This is a genomic window from Novosphingobium sediminis (genome assembly GCF_007991615.1).
Lineage (GTDB): Bacteria > Pseudomonadota > Alphaproteobacteria > Sphingomonadales > Sphingomonadaceae > Novosphingobium > Novosphingobium sediminis.
In genome coordinates this window covers 16791-38704 of record NZ_BJYR01000012.1, presented here as the reverse complement: position 1 = coordinate 38704, position 21914 = coordinate 16791, and the positions used below count along the sequence as shown (strand labels likewise).

General features: G+C 64.7%; 16 protein-coding genes. 6 read left to right on the top strand and 10 right to left on the bottom strand.

Annotated elements, in window-relative coordinates; genetic code table 11:
- Positions 1–33 precede the first annotated feature (33 nt).
- Together NSE01_RS08640 and NSE01_RS08635 are read right to left on the bottom strand one after the other, a co-directional pair.
- Positions 34–2409 carry a TonB-dependent receptor gene (locus NSE01_RS08640; RefSeq protein WP_147159199.1) on the bottom strand — a complete coding sequence of 792 codons (2376 nt, stop codon included), beginning with the start codon at positions 2407–2409 and terminating at the stop codon, positions 34–36.
- Between the two features lie 138 nt (positions 2410–2547).
- Positions 2548–4158 carry a sulfotransferase family protein gene (locus tag NSE01_RS08635; protein ID WP_174812020.1) on the bottom strand — a complete coding sequence of 537 codons (1611 nt, stop codon included), beginning with the start codon at positions 4156–4158 and terminating at the stop codon, positions 2548–2550.
- A gap of 75 nt (positions 4159–4233) precedes the next feature.
- On the opposite strand from NSE01_RS08635, the gene NSE01_RS08630 reads away from it, so the two are divergent.
- Positions 4234–5526 carry an APC family permease gene (locus NSE01_RS08630; protein WP_246135115.1) on the top strand — a complete coding sequence of 431 codons (1293 nt, stop codon included), beginning with the start codon at positions 4234–4236 and terminating at the stop codon, positions 5524–5526.
- Complete coding sequence (locus NSE01_RS08625; protein ID WP_147159197.1) at positions 5523–5708, top strand: hypothetical protein; 186 nt, start codon at positions 5523–5525, stop codon at positions 5706–5708. The genes NSE01_RS08630 and NSE01_RS08625 overlap by 4 nt, the downstream gene beginning before the upstream one ends.
- On the opposite strand, the gene NSE01_RS08620 is transcribed toward NSE01_RS08625, so the two are convergent.
- The 3 genes from NSE01_RS08620 to NSE01_RS08610 form a co-directional block, all read right to left on the bottom strand.
- Positions 5695–6555 carry a TSUP family transporter gene (locus tag NSE01_RS08620; protein ID WP_147159196.1) on the bottom strand — a complete coding sequence of 287 codons (861 nt, stop codon included), beginning with the start codon at positions 6553–6555 and terminating at the stop codon, positions 5695–5697. The two genes, NSE01_RS08625 and NSE01_RS08620, sit on opposite strands and share 14 nt — an antisense overlap.
- 62 nt (positions 6556–6617) lie before the next feature.
- A complete protein-coding gene (locus NSE01_RS08615) occupies positions 6618–8234 on the bottom strand; it encodes a phytoene desaturase family protein (RefSeq protein ID WP_147159195.1) in 1617 nt (538 codons plus the stop codon).
- A 133-nt stretch (positions 8235–8367) separates the two neighbouring features.
- Positions 8368–9564, bottom strand: coding sequence for an aromatic ring-hydroxylating oxygenase subunit alpha (locus NSE01_RS08610; RefSeq protein ID WP_147159194.1), 1197 nt, complete (start codon positions 9562–9564; stop codon positions 8368–8370).
- Between the two features lie 67 nt (positions 9565–9631).
- Here NSE01_RS08610 and NSE01_RS08605 point away from each other — a divergent pair, with 67 nt between their 5' ends.
- The gene (locus NSE01_RS08605; protein ID WP_147159193.1) at positions 9632–10249 is read left to right on the top strand and encodes a TetR family transcriptional regulator C-terminal domain-containing protein; all 618 of its coding nucleotides are present in this window, start codon (positions 9632–9634) and stop codon (positions 10247–10249) included.
- Positions 10250–10258: 9 nt separating this feature from the next.
- Here NSE01_RS08605 and NSE01_RS08600 read toward each other — a convergent pair whose 3' ends face one another.
- The 5 genes from NSE01_RS08600 to NSE01_RS08580 form a co-directional block, all read right to left on the bottom strand.
- The gene (locus NSE01_RS08600; protein WP_147159192.1) at positions 10259–11662 is read right to left on the bottom strand and encodes a M20/M25/M40 family metallo-hydrolase; all 1404 of its coding nucleotides are present in this window, start codon (positions 11660–11662) and stop codon (positions 10259–10261) included.
- 184 nt (positions 11663–11846) lie between these two features.
- On the bottom strand, positions 11847–12713 hold the full coding sequence (locus tag NSE01_RS08595) for a p-hydroxycinnamoyl CoA hydratase/lyase (protein ID WP_246135114.1): 867 nt from the start codon (positions 12711–12713) through the stop codon (positions 11847–11849).
- Between the two features lie 439 nt (positions 12714–13152).
- Positions 13153–14154: an NADPH:quinone oxidoreductase family protein gene (locus NSE01_RS08590; protein WP_147159191.1), complete on the bottom strand. Its 1002-nt coding sequence runs from the start codon at positions 14152–14154 to the stop codon at positions 13153–13155.
- A gap of 54 nt (positions 14155–14208) precedes the next feature.
- The gene (locus NSE01_RS08585; protein WP_147159190.1) at positions 14209–15798 is read right to left on the bottom strand and encodes a flavin monoamine oxidase family protein; all 1590 of its coding nucleotides are present in this window, start codon (positions 15796–15798) and stop codon (positions 14209–14211) included.
- Between the two features lie 27 nt (positions 15799–15825).
- Positions 15826–16269 carry a c-type cytochrome gene (locus NSE01_RS08580; RefSeq protein WP_246135113.1) on the bottom strand — a complete coding sequence of 148 codons (444 nt, stop codon included), beginning with the start codon at positions 16267–16269 and terminating at the stop codon, positions 15826–15828.
- Between the two features lie 228 nt (positions 16270–16497).
- On the opposite strand from NSE01_RS08580, the gene NSE01_RS08575 reads away from it, so the two are divergent.
- The 3 genes from NSE01_RS08575 (at position 16498) to glgB (ending at position 21887) form a co-directional block, all read left to right on the top strand.
- Entirely contained in the window at positions 16498–16998 is a 501-nt protein-coding gene (locus NSE01_RS08575) for a RidA family protein (RefSeq protein ID WP_147159188.1), read from the top strand.
- A gap of 303 nt (positions 16999–17301) precedes the next feature.
- Positions 17302–19689 (top strand): glycogen/starch/alpha-glucan phosphorylase, encoded by a 2388-nt coding sequence (locus tag NSE01_RS08570; protein ID WP_147159388.1) that lies wholly within the window; start codon positions 17302–17304, stop codon positions 19687–19689.
- A complete protein-coding gene (gene glgB / locus NSE01_RS08565; RefSeq protein WP_147159187.1) occupies positions 19689–21887 on the top strand; it encodes a 1,4-alpha-glucan branching protein GlgB in 2199 nt (732 codons plus the stop codon). The genes NSE01_RS08570 and glgB overlap by 1 nt, the downstream gene beginning before the upstream one ends.
- Positions 21888–21914 lie beyond the last annotated feature (27 nt).

Here is a 21914-nt window from a genome sequence, read left to right as displayed (position 1 = left end):
CCGGCTTCCTGAGAGGAAACCGGGGCCTACTGCTTACAGATCGTGGCCGAGCTTGATGCCGAACACCTGCGGCTTGATCGGGTAGAAGCGCGCAGCACCGCCGCAGATCGACGGGGTGCAGACCGTGTTGATGCTGAGGATACCGCGCTTGTCGAAGGCGTTCTCGATGTAGGCCGAGATGTCGAAGCCCGAGACCTTTGCGCCGACCGAGAAGTCGAACGTCTCAAAGCCCTTGGTCCGGCCAAGGAGGTCTGCTTCGCGCGTGGTAAGGTAGGAGCGCGTGCCCGACTGGTGGTTGAGCGAGGCCTGAACGAAGGCCTTCGCCTTGCCCATGTCGAACTCGTAGCGCGCGGTCATGTTGCCCTTGAACCGCGGCTGGACCGGTAGCGGCGTACCCTTGGCCGCAGCAACGACGCCAAGCGAGCAGTCAGGGTTGCCGTTGGTGTCGAACGAGCAGAAGTCGGTCGTCAACTTGCCGTCGATCAGCGCGCCCGAACCCGACAGGTTCAGCCCGCCGAGCCGCAGGTTGAAGTCCATTTCCGCGCCATAGACCCGCGCATTGCCGGCGTTGTAGATATTGGTGACGCCGCTGGAGCCGACCGGGCTTAGACCGTACTGCAGGTTCTTCCACTGTTCGTAGAACAGCGCGCCGTTAAGCCGGAACTTGCGGTCGAACCACGAGGTCTTGAAGCCCAGTTCGTAGTTGTTGAGCGTATCGGAAACGTAGGGGTTGACGTTCGGGCGGCGGTTGTTGCCGCCGGGACGATAGCCCGTCGAGTACGTCGCGTAGACCAGCCGGTCCGGATCGATCTTCCACGTGAGGTTGACGCGGTGGGTTTCGCTGGTCTGCTTGGCCTGACGGTCGAAGTTGTTGCAGACCCGGTCGTCGGCAACCACCGCAACGCAGTTCGCGGCCGTGGTGTTCGACGCGAAGCCGGAGAAGCCAACGAAAGTATTGTTGTACTTGAACACGCGGATACCACCCGCAAGCGTGAGCTGGGGCGTGATATCGAACGAGCCGTCGATGAAGGCGGCATAGTCGCGGTCAACGCGGTAGGCGCGCGTCGCGAAGAGGTCGTCGCCCGACTTGGGCACGGCCGGCGAGTTCGGAATCGCGGCAAGGCCGTTGATATAGTAGTCCGCGACGATCCGGTCGGTCTGGCGCTGGAAGAACGCGCCCGCCGTGAGCTTGTAGCGTTCTCCGGCCGGCGAGGAGATGCGCAGTTCGTGGCTCTGCTTGGTCAGAGCGTCGTGACCGTGAACCTGCTGGGTGGGATCTAGAAAGCTGCCGGTTCCGGTCGGGAAGTAGGTGTAGAAGCCGCCCTGGAACTGGTCGTAGGCAACCGAGTATTCCGAATAGTCGCTCAGGTTGTCGATCTTGCGGTCGAAGTAGCCGCCGGCATAGGTCAGGTCCCAGTTGCCGATCTTGCCATTGATCGTCATCGTTGCGAGCACCCAGTCGTCGCGATTGCGCGAGGGGCCGAAATCGGTGACCTTGAGATCGCCGATGCGCGGATCGAACAGGAACGAACCGTGCGTGGTCTGGTGCTGATAGATGACCGCGGGCTGGATCGTCCAGCTGTCGTCGAGATCCACCTTGAGCGCAGCGCGGCCGCCGACCGTGTCGGTGGTGTTGACGTTGTCCTTGACGTACTTCGCGTTGTTGACCGTCACGTTGGTCGTCGGATCGTCATCGCCCAGCGTGAAGGTGCGCGAGCCCGGCACGCTATCGATATAGCCGCCATCGCGCTGGTAGAAGCCGACGACGCGCAGCGCCGCGCGGTCGCTCAGCGGGATATTGACGAAGCCTTCGATGCTGCCGCCGCCGGTGCCCTTGCCGACCTTGTTGCCCGAGACATCAATGCGGCCGGCGAAGCCCTTGGTATCGGGCTTGGCGGGAATGATACGCAGCGTGCCGGCGAGCGAGCTCGAGCCGAAGAGCGTGCCCTGCGGACCCGAAAGCGCTTCGACCCGGGCGATGTCGTAGACGTGGAGGTCGACCGCGTTGCCGATGGTGGTGACGGGCACTTCATCGAGATAGAGCGCTGCGGTGGGCTGCGAACCGCCGCGCAGGCCATCGCCGCCGCTGGTGATACCGCGGAAGGACAGCTGCGTCTGGCCCGGGCCGAACGACTGGAAGCTGACGCTGGGGAGCGCCTTGGCGTAGTCGTCGAAGCTGGCGACGTTGAGCTGCTCGAGCTTCTGGGTGCCGAAAGCCTGGATCGAGATCGGCACGTTCTGCAGGTTTTCGCTGCGCTTCTGCGCGGTCACGATGATTTCGGTTCCATCAGATACTGCGGCGGCATCTGCCGCGGCCTGCGGGGCCGTCTGTGCAAGAGCTGCAGGGGCGGCGAACGCTGCGGTCGCCATCAGAACGCTGCGCGAAACGCGCGAGTACGCAGTCTTCATATTATTTCCCATTTCGTTGGTCCCCCAGGACGGCGCGACCGTGGTCCGACTTGGTGAAGATTTCAACCGTGTTTCAGCACCATGTCACCTTGCACTCGGATGCGTGGCCGAATTGCAACGTAATATTGCGCGTAATCCTTACCAACCGGACGGCGCAGCGGGGTAGGCGGTGAGCACATCGCCAAGCGCGGACTTCAGCGGATCGAGGAAGGGTTCGAACGGCTTCCACGCTTCGGTACCCTCACGAAAAATGGGCTGCCGGACCTGCTCCGAGCTTGGTGTGCGCACAGCCCGCTCGGTTTCGTAAAAGGCAAGGCAGGCAGGCTCGAATGGCAGGCCGCAGGCATCCAGCAGCGCGCGCACTTCGGTTTCGGTTTCCTCGACCATGCGTTCGTAGATCACGCGGTGGACGGCGCCGGGGATCACGCGGTCGAGATGCGCCATCAGGCGGACATAGTCGCGGTAATAGGCGCCCATGTCCTCCAGCGAATAGGAAAAGCCCTGCCCGCGCGCGAAGTGCTGCTTGAAATTGGAGAAGCAGCAGGAAAGCGGATGGCGGCGCGCGTCGATGATCTTCGCATTGGGTAGGATCAGCCGGATGAAGGGCACATAGAGCCAGTTGTTGGGCAGCTTGTCGATGAACAGCGGCCGCGCGGTATGCCGCTGCACGCGGGTGCGTTCGAGATACTGCTCCCCAAGATCGCGCAGCTTGGCGGGATCGATGGCGGCGAGGTTCTGCGGGTAATGCTCCAGCGTGCGCGCAAGGATACCGATGTCCGGCAATTCGCTGGTGCCTTCCACCGCGCTGTGGCTGGAGAGGATCTGCTCGACGAGCGTAGAACCTGCGCGCGGCATGCCGAGCACGAAAATCGGATCCTGCGCAGGGCATCCGGCCCCTGCGTAGCGCGCGAACAGTTCGGGCGTGGCAAGCGCGATGGCGGCATCGACGGCGGCGGTGGTTTCAGCCGCCTTGTAGCGCAGTTGCTCCTTCCGGAGCGCGTTGCCCGCCGCATAGTGCGCAAATGCCGCTTCGGCTTCGCGCCGGTCCTCATGCGCCTTGCCGAGGGCGAAATCGAGGTGCCAGCGGTCTTCGGGCGAAACCTTCTCGTCCGCCAGCGCCGCGCGCATGGCCGCCATGTCCTCGTCGGAAAAGCGCACCGTCTTGAGATTGGCGAGGCTCCACCACACTTCGCCGAGGCAGGGTTGGCCAGATTTGGGCTGAATCGCCAGCGCGCGGCGATAGGCGGCGATGCCTTCATCCAGCCGCCCGACCGTCTTGAGCAGGTGGCCGTAGCTCATCCAGACTTTCGGCTGGTTCGGCGCATCCTGCAGCACGCGGGCATAGAGCGCGAGCGCCTCGTCGAATTCACCGATGCGGCCATAGGCGGCGGCCTGCAGGTTGGCATTGCCGAGATTGTCCGGATCTTCGGTGGTGACGCGCGCCAATTCCTCCAGCGCCTCCGTCACCCGCTCGGTCCGATAGAGCACGAGCGCGAGATTGGCGCGCGCGGGGGTGAAATCGGGTGCGAGTTCGATAGCGCGGCGCAGCAGGTTTTCCGCATCCTGATAGCGGCCGATCCGCCCGGCAAGCTCTGCGAACAGGCGGATCGCCCGCACATCGAAGGGGTTTTCCTTGAGCAGCGCGCGCAGCAGGGGCTCGGCCACGTGCAACACGTTTTCGTTCATCGCGATCGCGGCGCGGATCAGGCGGGGATCGTAGTTCGGAGCGGTAACGGTCTGGCTGGCCATGGCGGCGGACAAGAAACACGGTGACGCCGCGCGATCAAGCGTTAGTCTGTGACGCAAACGAGAATGGAAGACTTGATGAACCAGCAACCGCGCGGCCTCAATTTCTGGATGGTGCTGGCGCTGTGCGTGGGCAACATGGTTGGCTCCGGCATCTATCTGCTACCCTCAACTCTGGCGCCGCTCGGCACAAACCAACTGCTCGGCTGGATGGTGACGATTGCCGGGGCAACCGCGATGGCGGCGGTTTTCGCGCGGATGGGCGCGCGGCTGCCGGGTTCGGGCGGGCCTTACGCTTATGCCTCGGCGGCGTTCGGGCCGTTTGCGGGGTTCGTAACGGCGTGGAGTTACTGGGTGCTGCTGTGGAGCGGCAACGGGGCGATTGCGGTGGCGGTCGTCAGCAACCTCAGCCTCGTCGTGCCGTGGATCGGCAAGACGCCGGGGATGCCCGCGATCCTTGCCGTGGCCTGCGTCTGGGCGATGACGCTCATCAACATTCGCGGCGTGCGCGCGGCGGGGGCGTTTTCGGTGGTGACGACGGCGCTCAAGCTGCTGCCACTGGTGCTGCTGATCGTGCTGGCGCTGTGGTTTGCCGCGAGCGGAACGCCGCGCGTGCCGCCGCCGCAGGTTTCCATCGCACCGGGAGCGATTGCCGCTGCGGCAGGGCTGACGTTCTGGGGCTTCCTCGGGCTTGAATCCGCGACAGTGCCCGCTGGCCGGGTCGAGAATGCCGCGCGCGTGGTACCGCTCGCCACCTTGATCGGCGTTGTGCTGACAGGCGCGGTCTACTTCGGGATCAGCCTCGCGTTCTGGGCCTATATGCCGGCCGATCAGGCGGCGGCCTCCCCTGCCCCGGTGGCGGATTTCCTTGGCCGCACGTTCGGCGGAAACATGGCCTCGGTCGTCGCGGTGTTTGCTGCGATCAGCGCGTTCGGGACGCTCAACGGCTTCATCCTGCTGCAGGGCGAAATGCCGCAGGCGATGGCGCGCGGCGGGGTGTTTCCGATGTGGTTCGCCGCCGATGGCAAGCGCGGCACGCCGGTGCGCGCGCATGTCGTCTCCTCGCTGCTGCTGACCTCCGTGACCCTGCTCAACTATGGTCGGGGCCTTGGCGACTTGTTCCAATTCATCGCCTCCGTCAGCCTTGCGGCGGGCATGCTCGCCTATTTCATGAGCATGATGGCCGCGATCCGCCTCCTGCCGCAGGAACGCGGGCTGACGGTGATCGCGCTGGGCGGAGCGGCCTTCATCGGCTGGGCAACATGGGGCCTCGGCGCGAGCGCGGTGAGCTACGGGCTAGGGCTCGTGGCCGCAGGCGTGCCGGTTTACCTCGCGGTACGGCGCGGACAGCGCGAGACTGCGCTGGCATGAAAGCGCGGTGGTGGAAGCGGCTGTGGCTGCGGTATCTCTATTATTTCAAGCAGCACTGGATCATCGCCGGGGTGGCGACGCTCTGGGTGCTGTGGTTCCTGCTGCAGATCGGGATCCAGCTGCTACCGGTGGTGCTGGAATTCCTGTTCGAGATGGTGGCGGCGATGATCAGCGCTGTTTGAAGCCCGCCCAAGCCGAGCGCGCCATGACCACTGCGGCGTAGTAGACCACCGCGATCACCAACCAGCGCAGCATCACGACATCCATGTTCTTGACGAGGAACGCGGCCACCAGCACCGCTGGTATGCCGCCCAGAATGATGCCGGTGACGACGCGCAGGTCTACCTCGCCGATCTGGATGTGGCGGATGCTGGCCCCCGCGCCCGCGATGCCTGCGCTGCCTGCCATGACCGGAAAGGCATAGCGCGGGTCCATCCCCATCAGGCTGAACATGATGAGCGTGGGCGCAAAGTTGCCGATGCCGAAATTGACGAGCACGCCAAACCCGAAGTTGGCGGCAATCGCCCCGAGTAGCAGCGGCAGTGGCAAGCTGGAGGCGGTGCCGGCGCCGGGCATCAGGTGCAGGTTGATGAGCAGGAAGATCGTCGCGGCGATGACAAGGCCGAGCGCGACCATCGCCTGCACCAGCCAAACCGCCGCGCGCGAAACCAGCGACGCACCGAGCACGGCTCCGGCCAGTACGCCTAGGATGCAGCCGACGAGGAGCACCGGGTCCACATTGCCGCCGAGGAGGACCAGAAAGATGATCGCCTGCATGATCGCTGGGCCGGTGTGGCCGACGAGCAGGGTGGAGGGGATCAGCCGGTCTGGCAGCAGGTTGCGGAACTTGACCCAGGCAGTCGACGTCGCGAATGAACTGATGCCGAGCGTGTCGAAGAAGTTGGTCACTCCGCCGAGCAGCACGGCTTCGGGCTTCGGCACCGCTCGCTGCGGGATCACCACGCGCAGCAGCGCGGCGAGATAGGCCAGAACCCCCAGCCCAAGCAGGATCAGCAGCATGGTCAGCATGAACGTTTCCCCCTAGCCCCTGATCCGGGAGGCTAGAGGAAACCGTTCAGGCTGCAACGGAATTACCGTCCGCGGTGGAGCACCTTCCACAGCGTGCCGCGATCGCGGATGATTTCCGCAGCCGCGTTGTGGCCCGGCGCGCCCGTCACGCCGCCGCCCGGGTGCGTGCCCGAACCGCACATGTAGAGGCCCTTGATCGGCGAGCGATAATCGCCGTGACCGAGCACGGGGCGCGCGGCCCAAAGCTGATCGAGGCCCATCTGCCCGTGGAAGATATCCCCGCCGATAAGGCCGAACTTGCGTTCGAGATCGAGCGGCGAGTGGATCTGCCGGGCGATGACCGCATTCTTGAAGTTGGGTGCGTGGTCGTTGACGGTGTCGATGATGAGGTCCGCCACCTTCTCGCGCACGTCGTCCCAGCTCTGGCCGTCCTTCAATTCGGGCGAGAACTGCTGGCAGAACAGGCTGGCGACATGGCCGCCCGGAGGGGCGAGGCTATCGTCGATCGTGGTGGGCAGCTTGATTTCGATGATCGGCTTCTTCGACCAGCCGAACTGCTGCGCATCGATGAAGGCTTGATCCATGTAGTCCATGCCCGGCGCGATGATGATGCCGGCGGTGTGGTGCTCGGCCTTTTCCTTGCCGGGAAGGACGGTGAAATCGGGCAGTTCGGACAGCGCGACGTTCATGCGGAACGTGCCCGACCCGGTCTTGAAGTTCTTGATGCGGCGGTTGAAATCGGCATCGAGATCGCTGCTGTCGACCATCTTGCGATAGAGCAGCGCGGGGCCGACGTTGGCGGCGATGGTCGGCGCATAAAGCTCCTCACCGCTTTCGAGCGTCACGCCGACGGCCTTGCCGTTGTTGACGAGGACCTTGGCAACCGGCGCTTCGAGACTGATTTCCACGCCTTCCTCGGCGCAGGCGCGGGCCATGGCCTGCGTGATCGCGCCCATGCCGCCGACCGAGTGGCCCCATGCGCCGAACTTGCCGTTCACTTCGCCGAACACGTGGTGCAGCAGCACATAGGCAGAACCGGGGGTGGAAACGCCCGCAAAGTTGCCGACGACGGCATCGAAGCCGAACGCGGTGCGCACGTAATCGTGCTCGAACCAGCCTTCGAGGAATTCGCGCGCCGACTTGGTGAAGATGTCGAGCAAATCGCGCTGCACATCGAGGCCGAGGCCCGCGATGGGCCAACCCTGCTGTGCGGCAGCGAGCAGCGAGCGGACGCCGCCGCCGACATTGGGTGGGCACTTCAGAGCGATATCGCGCAGCACCTGCGCCACCTTCTCCAGCGCAGCGTCGTAGTGCTTGTAGGTCTCAGCGTCCTTCTTGGAGAAGCGCGCAAATTCCGCCTCGGTGCGGCCGGGTCCGCCGCCGAGCTTGAGGTAGTCGTTCTCGAACGGGAAGAAATTGCTGATCGTGCGCTCGATGATGCGGAAGCCGCGCTCGTGCAGCTTCATGTCGGAGATCACCTTGGGGCGCAGCAGGCTGACGGTGTAGCTCGCGGTCGAGTTGCGGAAACCGGGATGGAATTCCTCGGTCACGCAGGCCCCGCCGACAATGTCGCGCCGCTCCAGCACGCGCACCTTCATGCCGGCGCGGGCGAGATAGAAGGCGCAGGTAAGGCCATTGTGGCCGCCGCCGATGATGATCGCGTCGTAACGGTTCGACATTGGATTTCTTCCCTTTTTCTCAGGTGTGGGTTGGCCCACCCCCAACCCCTCCCGCAAGCGGGAGGAGCGTTATAGCTCTAGCCCTTCCTCTCCCCTCCCGCCTGCGGGAGGGGCCGGGTGTGGGCCCTTTACTTCAAGCCTTCGACCACCCCGCCGGCGGAGCCTTGTGCAGCCTAGCCTCCGGCGTCAGCGCGCGGATCTTGCGGGCGAAGCTGCGCAGGCAAACCTCGCTCTTGCCGATGGGCCCAGCGCCGTACGTGTCAGAGGCCATGCCCTGCTGCACCCGCTCGATCAGCCAGGTATCTTCCTTGTTGACCACGCGGTTGATGCGCCAGTTGGCATAGCGCACCAGCTTCATCGTGCGCCGCTCGTCTTCAGGCAAGGAATCGTCCGGCAGCGTATAGGCCATCTCGCGCAGCAGGCAGGTGGTCGGGCTGATAGGCAGCCACTGCATGAAATCGATCTGGTCCGCATAGATATCGAACGCAATGTTCGGCCAAAGCTTGAAGTAGAGCCAGCGGCGGCGGTTTTCCTCCGGCAGTTCCTCCACGTTGGGGAGATGCGCCTGGTAGAAACGTTCCCAGAAGTTGGCGCTGGGCTTGTCCACCAGATCACCCTTGAGGCGGTCGACCCAGTCGTCAGCGCTGATCTGGTAGGACTTGCCGAAGATGCGCGTCAGGCCATCGTGCGCGACGGGGATGTGGAGGTTGTCCGAATAGTTGTCGCCGACGTTCTTCCAGTTCACATCGCGCGGGCGCAGGCGCATGGCGCCCATCGGCTGCATGTCCTCGAACCGATAGGGCGCGATTTCAGCTTCGTGCGGGGCCATCATTTCGCTCGGTGTCGGGAACACACCGGGCTTGAGACAGACCCAGACAAAGCCGCGCCACACTTCGAGCGCGACCGGGGCGAGGCCGTTTTCTTCCAGCTTGAGAGCGGGATAGTCGCTCTTCATGGGAACCCCGGTGAGGCGGCCATCGGTCTCGTAGACCCACGCATGGTAGGGGCAGACGAGCTTCTTCGCGCAGCCCGAAGTGCCTTCGACCAGCCGCATCGCGCGGTGGCGGCAGACGTTGGTGAAGGCGCGCACCTCACCATCATCGCCGCGCATCACGATCACGCTCTCGCCGATGTAGTCGATCGTGCGCCAGTCGCCCGCGTTGGGGATCTCGTTCACATGGCAGACGATCTGCCACGAAGGGCGGATCACCCGCTCCATCTCCAGCGCGTGGTATTCGGGATCGGTATAGAGCCAGCCCGGCAGGCTCCAGTCCGCGTCAGGATCGTGCTCACTCGCGCTGCAGGCCGCGATGGCAGATTGGTGGCCCATACCGAATCTCCAAGGGGTGTGAAATTGCTTGTTGGACGATCGTACAACAACGGGTAGGATGTGCAAGATGAAAGCGCACTCCCCTCACTCTGGCCCTCATCAACCCGCCTTCCGGCGCCAGGAACCCGATGCCCGGCGGCTTGCGCTGATCGAGGCCTGCGCGCGGGTGCTGGCGCGGCTCGGCGCAGCGGGCGCAAGCGTGCGGGCGATTGCGGTGGAGGCGGGCGTCTCGCCGGGGCTGGTGAGTCACTATTTCAGCGGAATCGAAGCGCTTGTCGCGGCAACTTATGCCCACGTCGAAGACAAGGTGAACGAGGCCATCGACGAGGCCGTGAACGCAGCGGGGCAGAACCCCCGCGCGCGGCTCGATGCTTTCGTGATGGCCAGCTTCGCGCCGGCCATCGCCGACCCGCAGCTGCTCGCCACTTGGATCGCGTTCTGGAGCCTCGTCACCGCGCGGCCCGCCATCGCCGCCCAGCATGACGAGCAATACTCAGGCTCGCGCGCGCGGCTCGAAGCCTTGCTGGGCGATTGCGGCGTGCCAGCAGAACGCCAGCGCCGCGATGCCATCGCGGTTTCGGCGCTGGTCGACGGGCTGTGGCTGGAGCTGTGTCTCTCGCCCGGCTGCTTCAGCGCCGAGGAAGCGGGCGCCATCGCGCGCCGCTTCCTCGATACGCTTATTTAGCCAAGCCCGTTACTTTGAAAGATCGGTGAGCAGGCTGACGTAGTACGTCACGCCGGGGCGGATGTTCTCCAGCCGCACGCGCTCGTTGAGTCCGTGCGAGAATTCCTCGCTATCCTTGGTGAACACCGGGCTCGCGCCATAGGCGGGGATGCCGAGGCGGCGGTAGTACATGCTGTCCGATGCGCCAGAGCTCTGCGAGGGGACGACGGCGATGTCCTTGCCCCACGCCTTGCGGATCGCCTTGGTCGAGGCGGCGACGAAATCGGGGCGCATCGGCGAGGCATCAGTCTCGAACGAGCCTTCAGTAACGTCGGTGATCTTCACTTCGGGCTGGCCGACCACCTTGGCGAGCTGGTCCATGATCTCGGCGCGGCTGTGGCCGGGGAAGATGCGGCAGTTGATATAAGCCGTGGCGCGCTGCGGCAGCGCATTGAGGGCGTGGCCGGCGTCCGACATCGTCGGCACGCAGGTGGTGCCAACCTTGCCGACCATCGCGGGATTGGCGCGCAGCACGGCTATCGCGTCCGCGTCCGCCGGATTGGCTGCAAAGGCGCGCATCGCGGCAGCGGTCTTCGGATTGGCCTCGAAGGGGGCGGCCTGCGTGAAGTAAGCCTTGGTCAGCGCGTTCTGCTCAGCCGGGAAGTAATAGGCGCCGAGCTTCACGAGCGCGGAGGAAAGCTGGACAATGGCGTTTTCGGGGCGCGGCGCGGAGCTGTGACCACCGGGGTTGGTGACCTCGAACTTGAAGTCGCCGTAGGTCTTCTCGGCGCCGTCCCACACCCAGTAGAGCGGTTTGCCTGCTTCTTCATCAAGCTTGCCGCCGCCGGCATCGGCATTGATGACGAGTTCGGCATTCTTGAGCTTGTCCGCGATGAGCCCAGTGGTCTTCATCACCGTTTCCTCATCACCCGAAAACTCGATGACGATGGTGCGGCGCGGCTTGTAGCCCGACTTGCGCAGTTCGATCAGCGAGGAAAGCGCGAGCGCGCCGCCAAACTTCATGTCGGTCGCGCCGCGGCCATAGAGGATCCCGTCCTCCACCACCGGCGTGAAGGGATCACGCTTCCAGTCGGAAGGCTTGGCTTCGACCACGTCCATGTGGCCCGAAATCACCAGCGGCTTCAGCTTGGGATCGCTGCCGGCCCACGTGGCGATGATATAGGCTGTGTCGTCGACTGGCGTGATCTCAATATCGCCCTCTGCCCAGCCCGCTGCCAGCAGCGCCTGCTTGTAGAGCTTGGCCACGTCGATGGTGCGGTTGTTCTCGCCGCGGACCGAGCGGATGGCGATCGACTTGGTGGCGAGATCGAGGACCTGTGCCTCGGCTGCGGGATAGCCTGCGGGGGCCGCGGCAAGCACGGGAAGCGGGGCCAGCGCGAGAGCGGAAAGAGCGGCGATACGGAATGGGGACATGGCGTTACGGGACTCCTGATGTCCCCCGACGCTGGCGGGCTATGTTGCGGCGTGCAAGATGTTTTCTTGATAATTGCGCGGGGTGGCGTGGTGCCGCCTGCCCACCCCAAACCCCTCCCGCAGGCGGGAGGGGCTTACTTCTTTTTCCCTTCCCACTTGTGGCAGGGGTCGGGAGTGGGCCGCCTCAGCGCTCCACCTTGCTCGCGTCGAACGTGCCGAGGCCCGGCTTGAAGCTCTTCTCGTCGAGGAACTGGCGGGTGGCTTCCTTGCGCGCCGCTGCACCGCCGAAGCTGTGCAGCGCTTCCTGCGCGCGGATCTGGTATTCGAGGCCGTTGTCGTAGGTCATGTCGACCATGCGGCGCATCGTCCACTTGGTTGCACGCAGCGCATGCGTGTCCTTCTTCTTGAGGACGTTGGCGATCTCGAGCACGCGCTCCTTGAGCCTGTCGGCGGGCACGGCTTCGGTGACGAGGCCCTGCTCTTCGGCCTGCTTGCCGGTGAGGTTTTCGCCCATCATCGCGTGGTACATCGCCTTGCGGAACGGCATCAGTTCCTGCGCGACCTTTGATGCACCGCCGCCGGGGAGGATGCCCCAGTTGATTTCGGAAAGACCAAACTGTGCGTCTTCGCTGGCAATCGCGATATCGCAGCCGAACAGCGGGCCATAGCCGCCGCCGAAGCACCAGCCGTTGATCATCGCGATGGTGGGCTTTTCATACCAGCGCAGCCGTTCGAACCAGCCGTAGCTTTCGCGCTGCGACTTGCGGATCGCGCCGAGGCCCTGCGCTTCGGTTTCGCGGAAGTATTCCTTGAGGTCCATGCCGGCGGTCCACGCCTCGCCCTCGCCCGTCAGCACGAGCACGCGCACATCGTCGCGGAATTCGAGCTCTTCCAGCACCGCCTTCATTCGGCGGTTGAGCTTGGGGCTCATGCAATTGCGCTTCTCCGGCCGGTTGAACGCCACCCAGGCAATGCCGTCGTCCACGCAGAAGGCGACGGTGTCTTCCTCGGCGCGATCAGGCTTGGGGGCAATCGGGGTCTGGTCGGTCACGGTGGATCCTCTCGGGTGAAACAGGCTTATGGGTTATGCTGTATAACACTTCCCGAGTCGGCGCAACTTTGGCCCTCGAGGGGCATGACACGGCGTGAAATCGGACCCGGAAGGTGGTTTCAACCGTAACGGACACAAAACCTGCACCAAAGGACAGGATGGTTGCAGAAAGCCTTGTGAACGATCACTGCATACGAATGCAGCACTTGATAATAATGCAAAATCTGCCGCCTGAAATCGCTTGAAACGGGGCTTTTGGCGGTGTGAATTGCAATTATTGCAATTACTACCCCACGTTTCGCACTTGCGAAGACTCGGGGTGCGGCGCACTAAGAACACGCCTTTCAGGCATCCTCTCCCAAACTTTCAAAGGGCCATCCGGCAACGGGTGGCCCCTTTTTTTGGTCTGGTTCCGGCGGCTCTTGCAGCGCCTGGCTTCTCACCCGTTGGGCAGGATCACCGTGCGCCCGATCACGCGGCGTTCGCGCATCGCTAGATAGGCTTCGCGCCAGTCCACCAGCGGGACGGCGGAATGGACGTGGGGGCGGATACGGCCCTCGGCGGCGAGGCGCATCACTGCGGCCATGTCCTCGCGCCCGCGTTCGGGGAAGCGGCGGCCATATTCACCCGCACGGACGCCGACGACCGAGAAGCCCTTTATCAGCGGAATGTTGGTGCGCACCTCCGCGATGCGCCCGCCGGCAAAGCCGACAACCAGCAGGCGGCCACCGAATGCCGTGTAGCGGCAAGCCTCATCGAACACGTCGCCGCCAACAGGGTCGTAGACAAGGTCTGCCCCGCGCCCGCCGGTAAGCTCGAGGATCTGTTCGCGCAGGCCGGTAGGCCCGGCAAGAATATGGTCCGGTGCATAGAGTCGGCTGATCGCCTCGCGCTTCTCCGGCGTCGAGGAGGCCGCGATCACAGAAAGGCCCAGCGCCTTGCCAAGATCGACGGCGGCGAGCCCCACCCCGCCTGCCGCGCCATGCACCACCAGCGTCTCGCCCGCCTCGGCCCGGCCGATGCGCGCGATCGCGGTGTAGGCGGTGATATAGGCGGCGCGCAGCGAAGCACCTTCGGCATAGGACAGAGCAGCAGGCAGCGGGACCAAAGCGGCATCGGCGTAGGCACCATATTGCTGCACGGCGCCGGTCAGCGTGGCCACGATAACCTTGTCGCCCGCCTGCCAGCGGCTCCCCTCACCCGCCGCGACGACTTCGCCGGCAGCTTCCATGCCGGGCACGAACGGCAGCGGGGGCTTCGCCTGATAGAGCCCCTCGGTCATCAGCAGGTCCGGAAAGCCGAGCGAGGCCGCCTCGATCCGCACCAGCGCCTGCCCAGCTCCCGGCTGCGGCACCGGCCGCTCGGCTATGCCGACCCCGGCAAGGTCGGGCGCAAGTTCGGACACTTCAAGGACGTGCATATGCGTCGGCAGCTTGGTCATCGGCGGCAGTTCTCCCGCCCCAGCGATGCCCCAGCCTGCGCCCGTCGTCCAGCCTTAGGCTGCCGATGCCCGCTGGTGCAGGCGGGTGATCGCATCAAGCGCCGAAAGCAGCGCGCCTTCCTGCCAGCAGCCGTAATAGGAGCAATGCTCGCCCGCGAGGACGATCCGCCCGTCCATCGCCACGAGGTCCTGATAGTGCGCCGCCCGGCTTTCCTCGGTCCAGGTCGCGCAGCAGCCAAGGATCCACGGCATCCGGCTCCACGCAAGCGATGCGCCGGTCAGGAATTCCGATTTGTAGTGCGCCGGATGGAACACGGAGCCTTGCTCCAGCGCGGCGGCAATGCGCTTTTCGGGCTTCATCCCCGCTAGCATGTAGGAGCCGACACCGAACGGATAGGCCCCCAGCAGCACCGCCGGGCCATCGCTGAAGCAGCCGTGGCTGGGATAGCTGACAAGCCCGATAGCCGCATCGGTGAACGAACTGCCGCCATAGATCGCATCCTCGGTCTCCCAGAAGCGGCGTTTCATCTCCAGCCCGATCTTGACCGAATTGCCATAGGGCAGCGCCTTGATCGCGGCCTTCTTGGCGTCTGAAACCTGCAGGTCGATCTGGCCAAGGATCGTCGCCGGGATCGTGCACACCATCCAGTCGGCGCGGGTTTCACCGGCAGCGCCGGTTTTCGCGTCGGTCCAGCTTGCCGTGACGCCGCGCTCGTCCTGCGCGATCTTGCTGACGCGGGTGCCGTAGCGGATCAGCTTGCCCACCCGCGCCTGAAACGCCTTGCCGATATGGTCCATGCCGCCTTTCGGCTGGAACATCGAGGTCTGCATCACGTGTTCGGCAAAGAAGCCCAGCTGGTCCCAGATCCGGCTGTCCAGCGTATCGGAGAGGGTGAAGGGATCGTTCGGGATCGGCGCCCCGTTGACGCCGCCACCGGGCGGCCGCCCCCACCCGCGCTGCTCACCCACCTTGTCGCTTCTGGTGTAGGCCATGTTCTTGTCGAGCACGCCCCAGCTGCGCAGCGCCTCGAGCAGTACGTCCCTGTCCTCCTTCGTCACCGCCGCATCGAGCGCGCCTGCATTGAGCGCCTTGCCGAGCAGTTCGGAGACATGGCCCTTCCAGTCGATGGTGAGATCGCGAAAGCGCTGCGGCTTGCCGTCGAACGCCGCCTTGCGGTGGACAAAGGCGTTGTGGTTGCTCTGGAGAAAGGGTTCGAGTTCGACACCGAACTGCTTGCAATAATGCAGCACGGTGCGGTGGTGATAAGGAATGCGCCAGGGGCCGGGGTTGAGATAGTTGCCCGGCGAGAAGCCGACCTTCTGGACCGAGCCGAGTTCGCTAACCGTATCGCCGCCGCGCAAGGTCATGTTGCGGCCGCCCGCGCGGGTCTGCACTTCGAGGATCTGGACCTTGTAGCCAGCCTTGGCCAGCTCATAGGCCGAGAGCATCCCGGCCAGCCCCGCGCCCAGCACGAGCACAGTTGCACCCGGCTTGGCGCCCGAAAGCTGCGGCGGCCCGGTGAATTGCGATTCCGCAGCGTGCCCCATCACCGTCATCGCCTGATAGAGCGCTGCGCCGCCGCCCACCTTGCCGATCATCGCGAGCAGGTCGCGGCGCGTTTGCGGCAGGATCGGATTGGTCATGCGGAGCGCACCTTGTCTGGTCGGAGTTCAGTGCCCGCAGTTGCAATCGGGAACCGGAGGATTGGCGGTAGTGATGCGGTCCAGATCGGCAACGGTGACCGGATCGGGATAGGCATTGAAATGGCCGCGCACGTAGTTGATCACCGCCGCGATCTGCGGCCGGGTGAGCATCCCGGAAAACCACGGCATCCCGCCGCGTCCCTTGAGCAGGATGATGCTGGCATAATCGTGATCGGCAAGGCGCGGATTGCCGGCGAGCGCGGGGAACATGGCCCCCGGAACGCCGCCGCCTTTCGCATCGGACATGTGGCAGGATTGGCAGATCTGCTCATAGATCTCGCGGCCCTCGTCCGCCACGGCAACAGAAGAGCCGCCGCCGCGATCCTGCGCGAAACCCGGACTGCCGAGCGCGAGAGAAACGGCCAGCGCGAGGCTGGCGGCGGAAAGGGCGGTTCCTCGAAGTCCCGGCAAGGTCGTGTCCCCACTCCTGCTACCGTCGGTCAGAACGCACATGCTATGCTGCATTGCAGCGAGGTCAATGCCAATTTGCGCCGCATCGGCGCTGGTAGCCGCTGCTCTTTAGGGCATTCCCGTATGGTATCGCAGCGCCAGCCAGCGCTTTTGCACTTGCGAATTGTAGCTTATGCTCGGAGTCGATGGGCCGCATCAGCGCGGCCTTTGCCTGAAGGGGACCGATCGATGCGCTTCATCCTCCTGCCTGCCCTCGCCTCTGCCGCACTTGCGCTGGCCGCTCCGGCCTCGGCGCAAGTCACACGCGTGCAGAGCAATCCGCAGGCGCTGATCCTCGATGGGGCAGACGTGAAGGCAGGGACGGACCTGTTCTATCTCTCGGGGCAACTCGCCTCGCCCATCGATCCGGCGAAGAGCTTTGCCGACGTGAAATCGATCGAGGATCTGGGCGACACGAAAACCCAGACGATCAGCGCGCTGAAGCGGATCAAGGCGATCCTCGAAAGCCGCGACTACGCGATGTCGGACGTGATCAAGCTCACGCTGTTTGTTGCGGCGGATCCCAAGCTCGGCAAGATGGATTTTGCCGGCGCGAACGAGGGCTTCAAGCAGTTCTTCAAGACAGCTGAAAATCCGAACACCGTCGCCCGCTCGACCTTTCAGGTAGCGGCGCTGGCCGGACCCTATTTCCTGATCGAGATCGAAGCGATCGCCGCGAAGAAGCGCTGAACAAGCGTAGAAGGCGAACGCAGGATCGCGCCGACAGGTGCTGCAATCGTATTCCTTCAACTTAATACCATTGCATAACACCTTGCCGGCTCTGATCGCTTGCGGCGGGCGCCTTCCCTCGCCTAGGTTCAATCGCGTGAAGCCGGGGGAGGCTTTGGACAGCAAAAGGGTCTTTGGGGGGGCCGCGGGCCGCACGAGACGCCCATCCCTCGCCATGCCCGGCAGGTGGAGTGATGTTTCGTGCGCCACGATGAACGCGAAAAGCCTGGCACTGTTGCTGCCAGCGGGTCAGCCGGCCCCGACATGAAGGACCATATCCTCGACGTGCTGCGCCACCGCGTGGGCAAGGACGTCCATTCCGCCACCCCGCACGATTGGTTCACCGCGACTGTCCTCGCGCTGCGCGACAAGGTGATCGACAACTGGATGGATTCGACTCACCGCACGTATGAAGCGGCGGGCAAGCGCGTCTATTACCTCAGCCTCGAATTCCTGATCGGCCGCTTGCTGCGCGATGCGCTGTCCAACATGGGCCTGACGCGCGAGATGGAAAAGGCGCTGCGGACCTACGGTTTCGACCTTTCCGCGATCGAGGATCTGGAACCGGACGCCGCACTCGGCAACGGCGGCCTCGGCCGGCTTGCCGCATGTTTCATGGAAAGCCTCGCGAGCCTCGATATCCCGGCCTATGGCTACGGCATCCGCTATGTGAACGGCATGTTTCGCCAGCGGCTCGATGATGGCTGGCAGGTCGAACTGCCCGAAACCTGGCTGAGCCACGGCAACCCCTGGGAGTTCGATAGGCGGGAAAGCGCGTACCGCATCGGGTTCGGCGGCGAAGTGGTCGACAAGGGTGACCGCGTCGAATGGATCCCGGCCGAGCAGGTCGAAGCCTCCGCGGTCGATACGCCGGTGGTCGGCTGGCGCGGCAAGCGGGTCAACACGCTTCGACTGTGGACCGCGAGCGCGCTCGATCCGATCCGGCTCGATGCCTTCAACGCAGGCGACTATGCCGGGGCGCTGGCCGAGGAAGTGCGCGCCGAAACGCTGGTGCGCGTGCTCTATCCGGCGGACTCCAGCCCGGCCGGTCAGGAACTGCGGCTGCGGCAGGAGTATTTCTTCACCTCAGCTTCGATCCAGGACATCGTGCGGCGTCACGTGCAGACCTACGGCGCCATCGAGACGCTGCCGGACAAGGCGGCGATCCAGTTGAACGACACGCACCCGGCGGTGGCCGTGGCGGAACTGATGCGGCTGCTCGTCGATGTTCACGGCCTCGATTTCAACGAGGCGTGGGATCTGACGCGCAGGACGGTGGCCTATACCAACCACACCCTGCTGCCCGAAGCGCTGGAAAGCTGGCCGCTGCCGCTGTTCGAGCGGCTGCTGCCGCGCCACATGCAGATCATCTACGCGATCAACAGCCGCGTGCTGCGCGAAGCGCGCAAGGCCGGGGCGGACGACCGCGCCATCGCCGCGATCAGCCTGATCGACGAGGCGGGTGAACGCCGCGTGCGCATGGCGAACCTTGCTTTCGTGGGCGCGCACAGCGTCAACGGCGTGGCTGCGCTCCATACCGAACTGATGAAGTCCACGGTGTTTTCGGACCTGCACGGGCTCTACCCCACGCGGATCAACAACAAGACCAACGGCGTCACTCCGCGCCGCTGGCTGCAGCAGTGCAACCCGGGGCTGACGGGCGTCATCACCGACGCCATCGGCCCGGCGTTTCTCGACGATGCGGAGAAGCTGGCCGACCTCAATGCGCTGGCGGGCGATGCCGCGCTGGGCGAACGGATCGCCGAAGTGAAGCGCGCCAACAAGGTCGCGCTGGCGAGCTATCTGCGCCAGACGATGGGCCTCAGGCTCGATCCCGATGCCCTGTTCGACGTGCACATCAAGCGCATCCACGAATACAAGCGCCAGCTGCTCAATCTGGTCGAGACGGTTGCGCTGTACGACCAGATCCGCAGCCACCCTGAGCGCGACTGGGTGCCGCGCGTGAAGATCTTCGGCGGCAAGGCAGCGTCGAGCTATCACAACGCCAAGCTGATCATCAAACTGGCGAGCGACATCGCGCGGCGCGTGAATGCCGATCCTTCGGTAGGCGGGCTGCTCAAGGTGGTCTTCATGCCGGACTACAACGTTTCGAAGGCCGAGCGGATCATCCCGGCAGCAGACCTTTCGGAGCAGATCTCGACCGCAGGCATGGAAGCATCCGGCACCGGCAACATGAAGTTCGCCATGAACGGTGCGCTCACCATCGGCACGCTCGATGGCGCGAATGTCGAGATCAAGGACCGCGTGGGCGACGACAACATCGTGATCTTCGGCCTGACGGCAGAGGAAGTCGCCGAAAAGCGCGCCGGAGGCTATAACCCGCGCGCGGTGATCGAAAAGAGCCGCGAATTGCAGCAGGCGGTTTCCGCCATCGCGACGGGCGTTTTCTCGCCCGATGATCCCTCCCGCTATGCGGGGCTCATGGGCGGGATCTACGATCACGACTGGTTCATGGTCGCCGCCGATTTCGACGCCTATCACGCCGCGCAGCGCCGGGTGGACCGCCTGTGGGAAGACCAGGCGGCATGGCGCGAAAAGGCGATCCGCAACATCGCCAATGTCGGATGGTTCTCCTCCGACCGCACCATCGGCGAATACGCGCGTGACATCTGGGGGGTGGGGTCAGCCTGATGAAACCCTCCCCCGCCGCGCTCGAAGCCCTGCTGAACGGGACCCATGCCGATCCCTTCGCCCTGCTGGGCATTCACGAAGGCCCCGGCGGCGCGTTTGCCCGCGCGGTGCTGCCCGGCGCGGAGACGGCGGAGGCGCATTCCCTCGGCGGGGATGTGATCGGTGAACTGAAGCGGATCGACGATCGCGGGTTGTTTGAAGGCCATGTTTCCGGCACGCGCCAGCCGGTGAAGTATCACTGCACGGCGGCAGGGCACGAATGGTGGGTCACAGATGCCTACTCGTTCGGGCCAGTGCTGGGGCCGATGGACGATTTCCTCATTGCGGAGGGCACGCATCTCAGGCTGTTCGACAAGCTCGGCGCGCATGTGATCGACCATGAAGGCGCGCGCGGCGTGCACTTCGCGGTCTGGGCACCGAATGCCGAACTTGTGTCGGTTGTCGGCGATTTCAACGATTGGGACGGGCGCCGCCACCCGATGCGGCGGCGCGCCGATATCGGCGTGTGGGAAGTGTTCATTCCCGATATCGCAGCAGGGCGTGCCTACAAGTACCGCGTGGTCGGCCCCGGCGGCGCGGTGCAACCGCTCAAGGCCGATCCGTTTGCGTTCCGCTCCGAACTGCGCCCCGCGACCGCGAGCGTCATCGAAGCCCCCGATGTGCACGAATGGGGCGATGCCGGCCACCGCGCGCACTGGGCGGCGACCGATCCCCGACGGGTGCCGATCTCGATCTATGAGGTGCACCCGGGATCGTGGCAGAAGCCTGGAACCGATGCCGGAGCCGAAGAGGGTGCTGGCCGCGAGTTCTACAGCTGGGACGAATTGGCCGACCGGCTGATCCCCTATGTCGTGGAGATGGGCTTCACCCATATCGAGTTCCTGCCGGTCTCCGAGCATCCTTTCGATCCCAGCTGGGGCTATCAGACCACCGGCCTGTTCGCCCCTTCCGCCCGCTTCGGCGAGCCGGAAGGCTTCGCGCGGTTCGTCGACGGCGCGCACCGCGCCGGGATCGGCGTGCTGATCGACTGGGTGCCAGCGCACTTCCCCGTCGATGCCCACGGGCTTTCGCAGTTCGACGGCACCTATCTCTACGAACATGCCGACCCGCGGCTGGGCTTCCATCCCGATTGGCAGACCGCGATCTACAATTTCGGGCGGCGCGAGGTGTTGAGCTTCCTCGTCAACAATGCGCTGTTCTGGGCGGAGCGCTACCATGTCGATGGCCTGCGCGTGGATGCGGTCGCCTCGATGCTGTACCGCGATTACAGCCGCAAGGACGGCGAGTGGATCCCCAATGCCGAAGGCGGCCGCGAGAACTGGGAGGCCGTTGGCTTCCTTCAGGCGATGAACCGCGCGGTCTACGCGAGCCACGCCGGGTTCCTGACCGTGGCAGAGGAATCGACCAGCTGGCCGGGGGTGACGCTCCCCACCGATGCGAGCGGACCGCCGCGCGGGGGATTGGGCTTCGGGTTCAAGTGGAACATGGGCTTCATGCACGACACGCTGGCCTACATGGCGCGTGATCCGGTGCATCGCCGCTATCACCACGACGAGATCACCTTCGGGCTGATGTACGCCTTCAGCGAGAACTTCGTGCTGCCGCTGAGCCATGATGAAGTCGTCCACGGCAAGGGCTCGCTGCTCGGCAAGATGAGCGGCGTGGACGCGTGGCAGAAGTTTGCCAACCTGCGCGCCTATTATGGGCTGATGTGGGGCTATCCCGGCAAGAAGCTGCTGTTCATGGGGCAGGAGTTTGCGCAAGGCCGCGAATGGAGCGAGGCGCGCGCACTCGACTGGTATCAGCTCGACATCGCCGAGCACGCCGGGGTGCAGCGCTGGGTCAAGGACCTCAACCACGCCTACCGCACGATCCCCGCGCTCCATGCGCGCGATTGCGAGGGCGAAGGGTTCGAATGGCTGGTGGTAGATGATGCCGCCGCCTCCGTCTTCGCATGGGCACGCAAGGCGCCGGGCGCGCCGACGGTGGTTGTCGTCAGCAACATGACGCCCGCGCTGCACGGGCATTACCGCCTGCCCTTCCCGCAAGACGGCAAGTGGCGCGAGGCGCTGAACAGCGACGCTGCGATCTATGGCGGATCGGGCCAGGGCAATCTGGGCGGGGTTACGGCTGAGGGCGGCGCCGCCCTTGTCGTGCTGCCGCCGCTTTCAACGATGATGTTCGTGTTCGAGGGATAATCCAACGAGAAACGGGGGAGTGTGGCA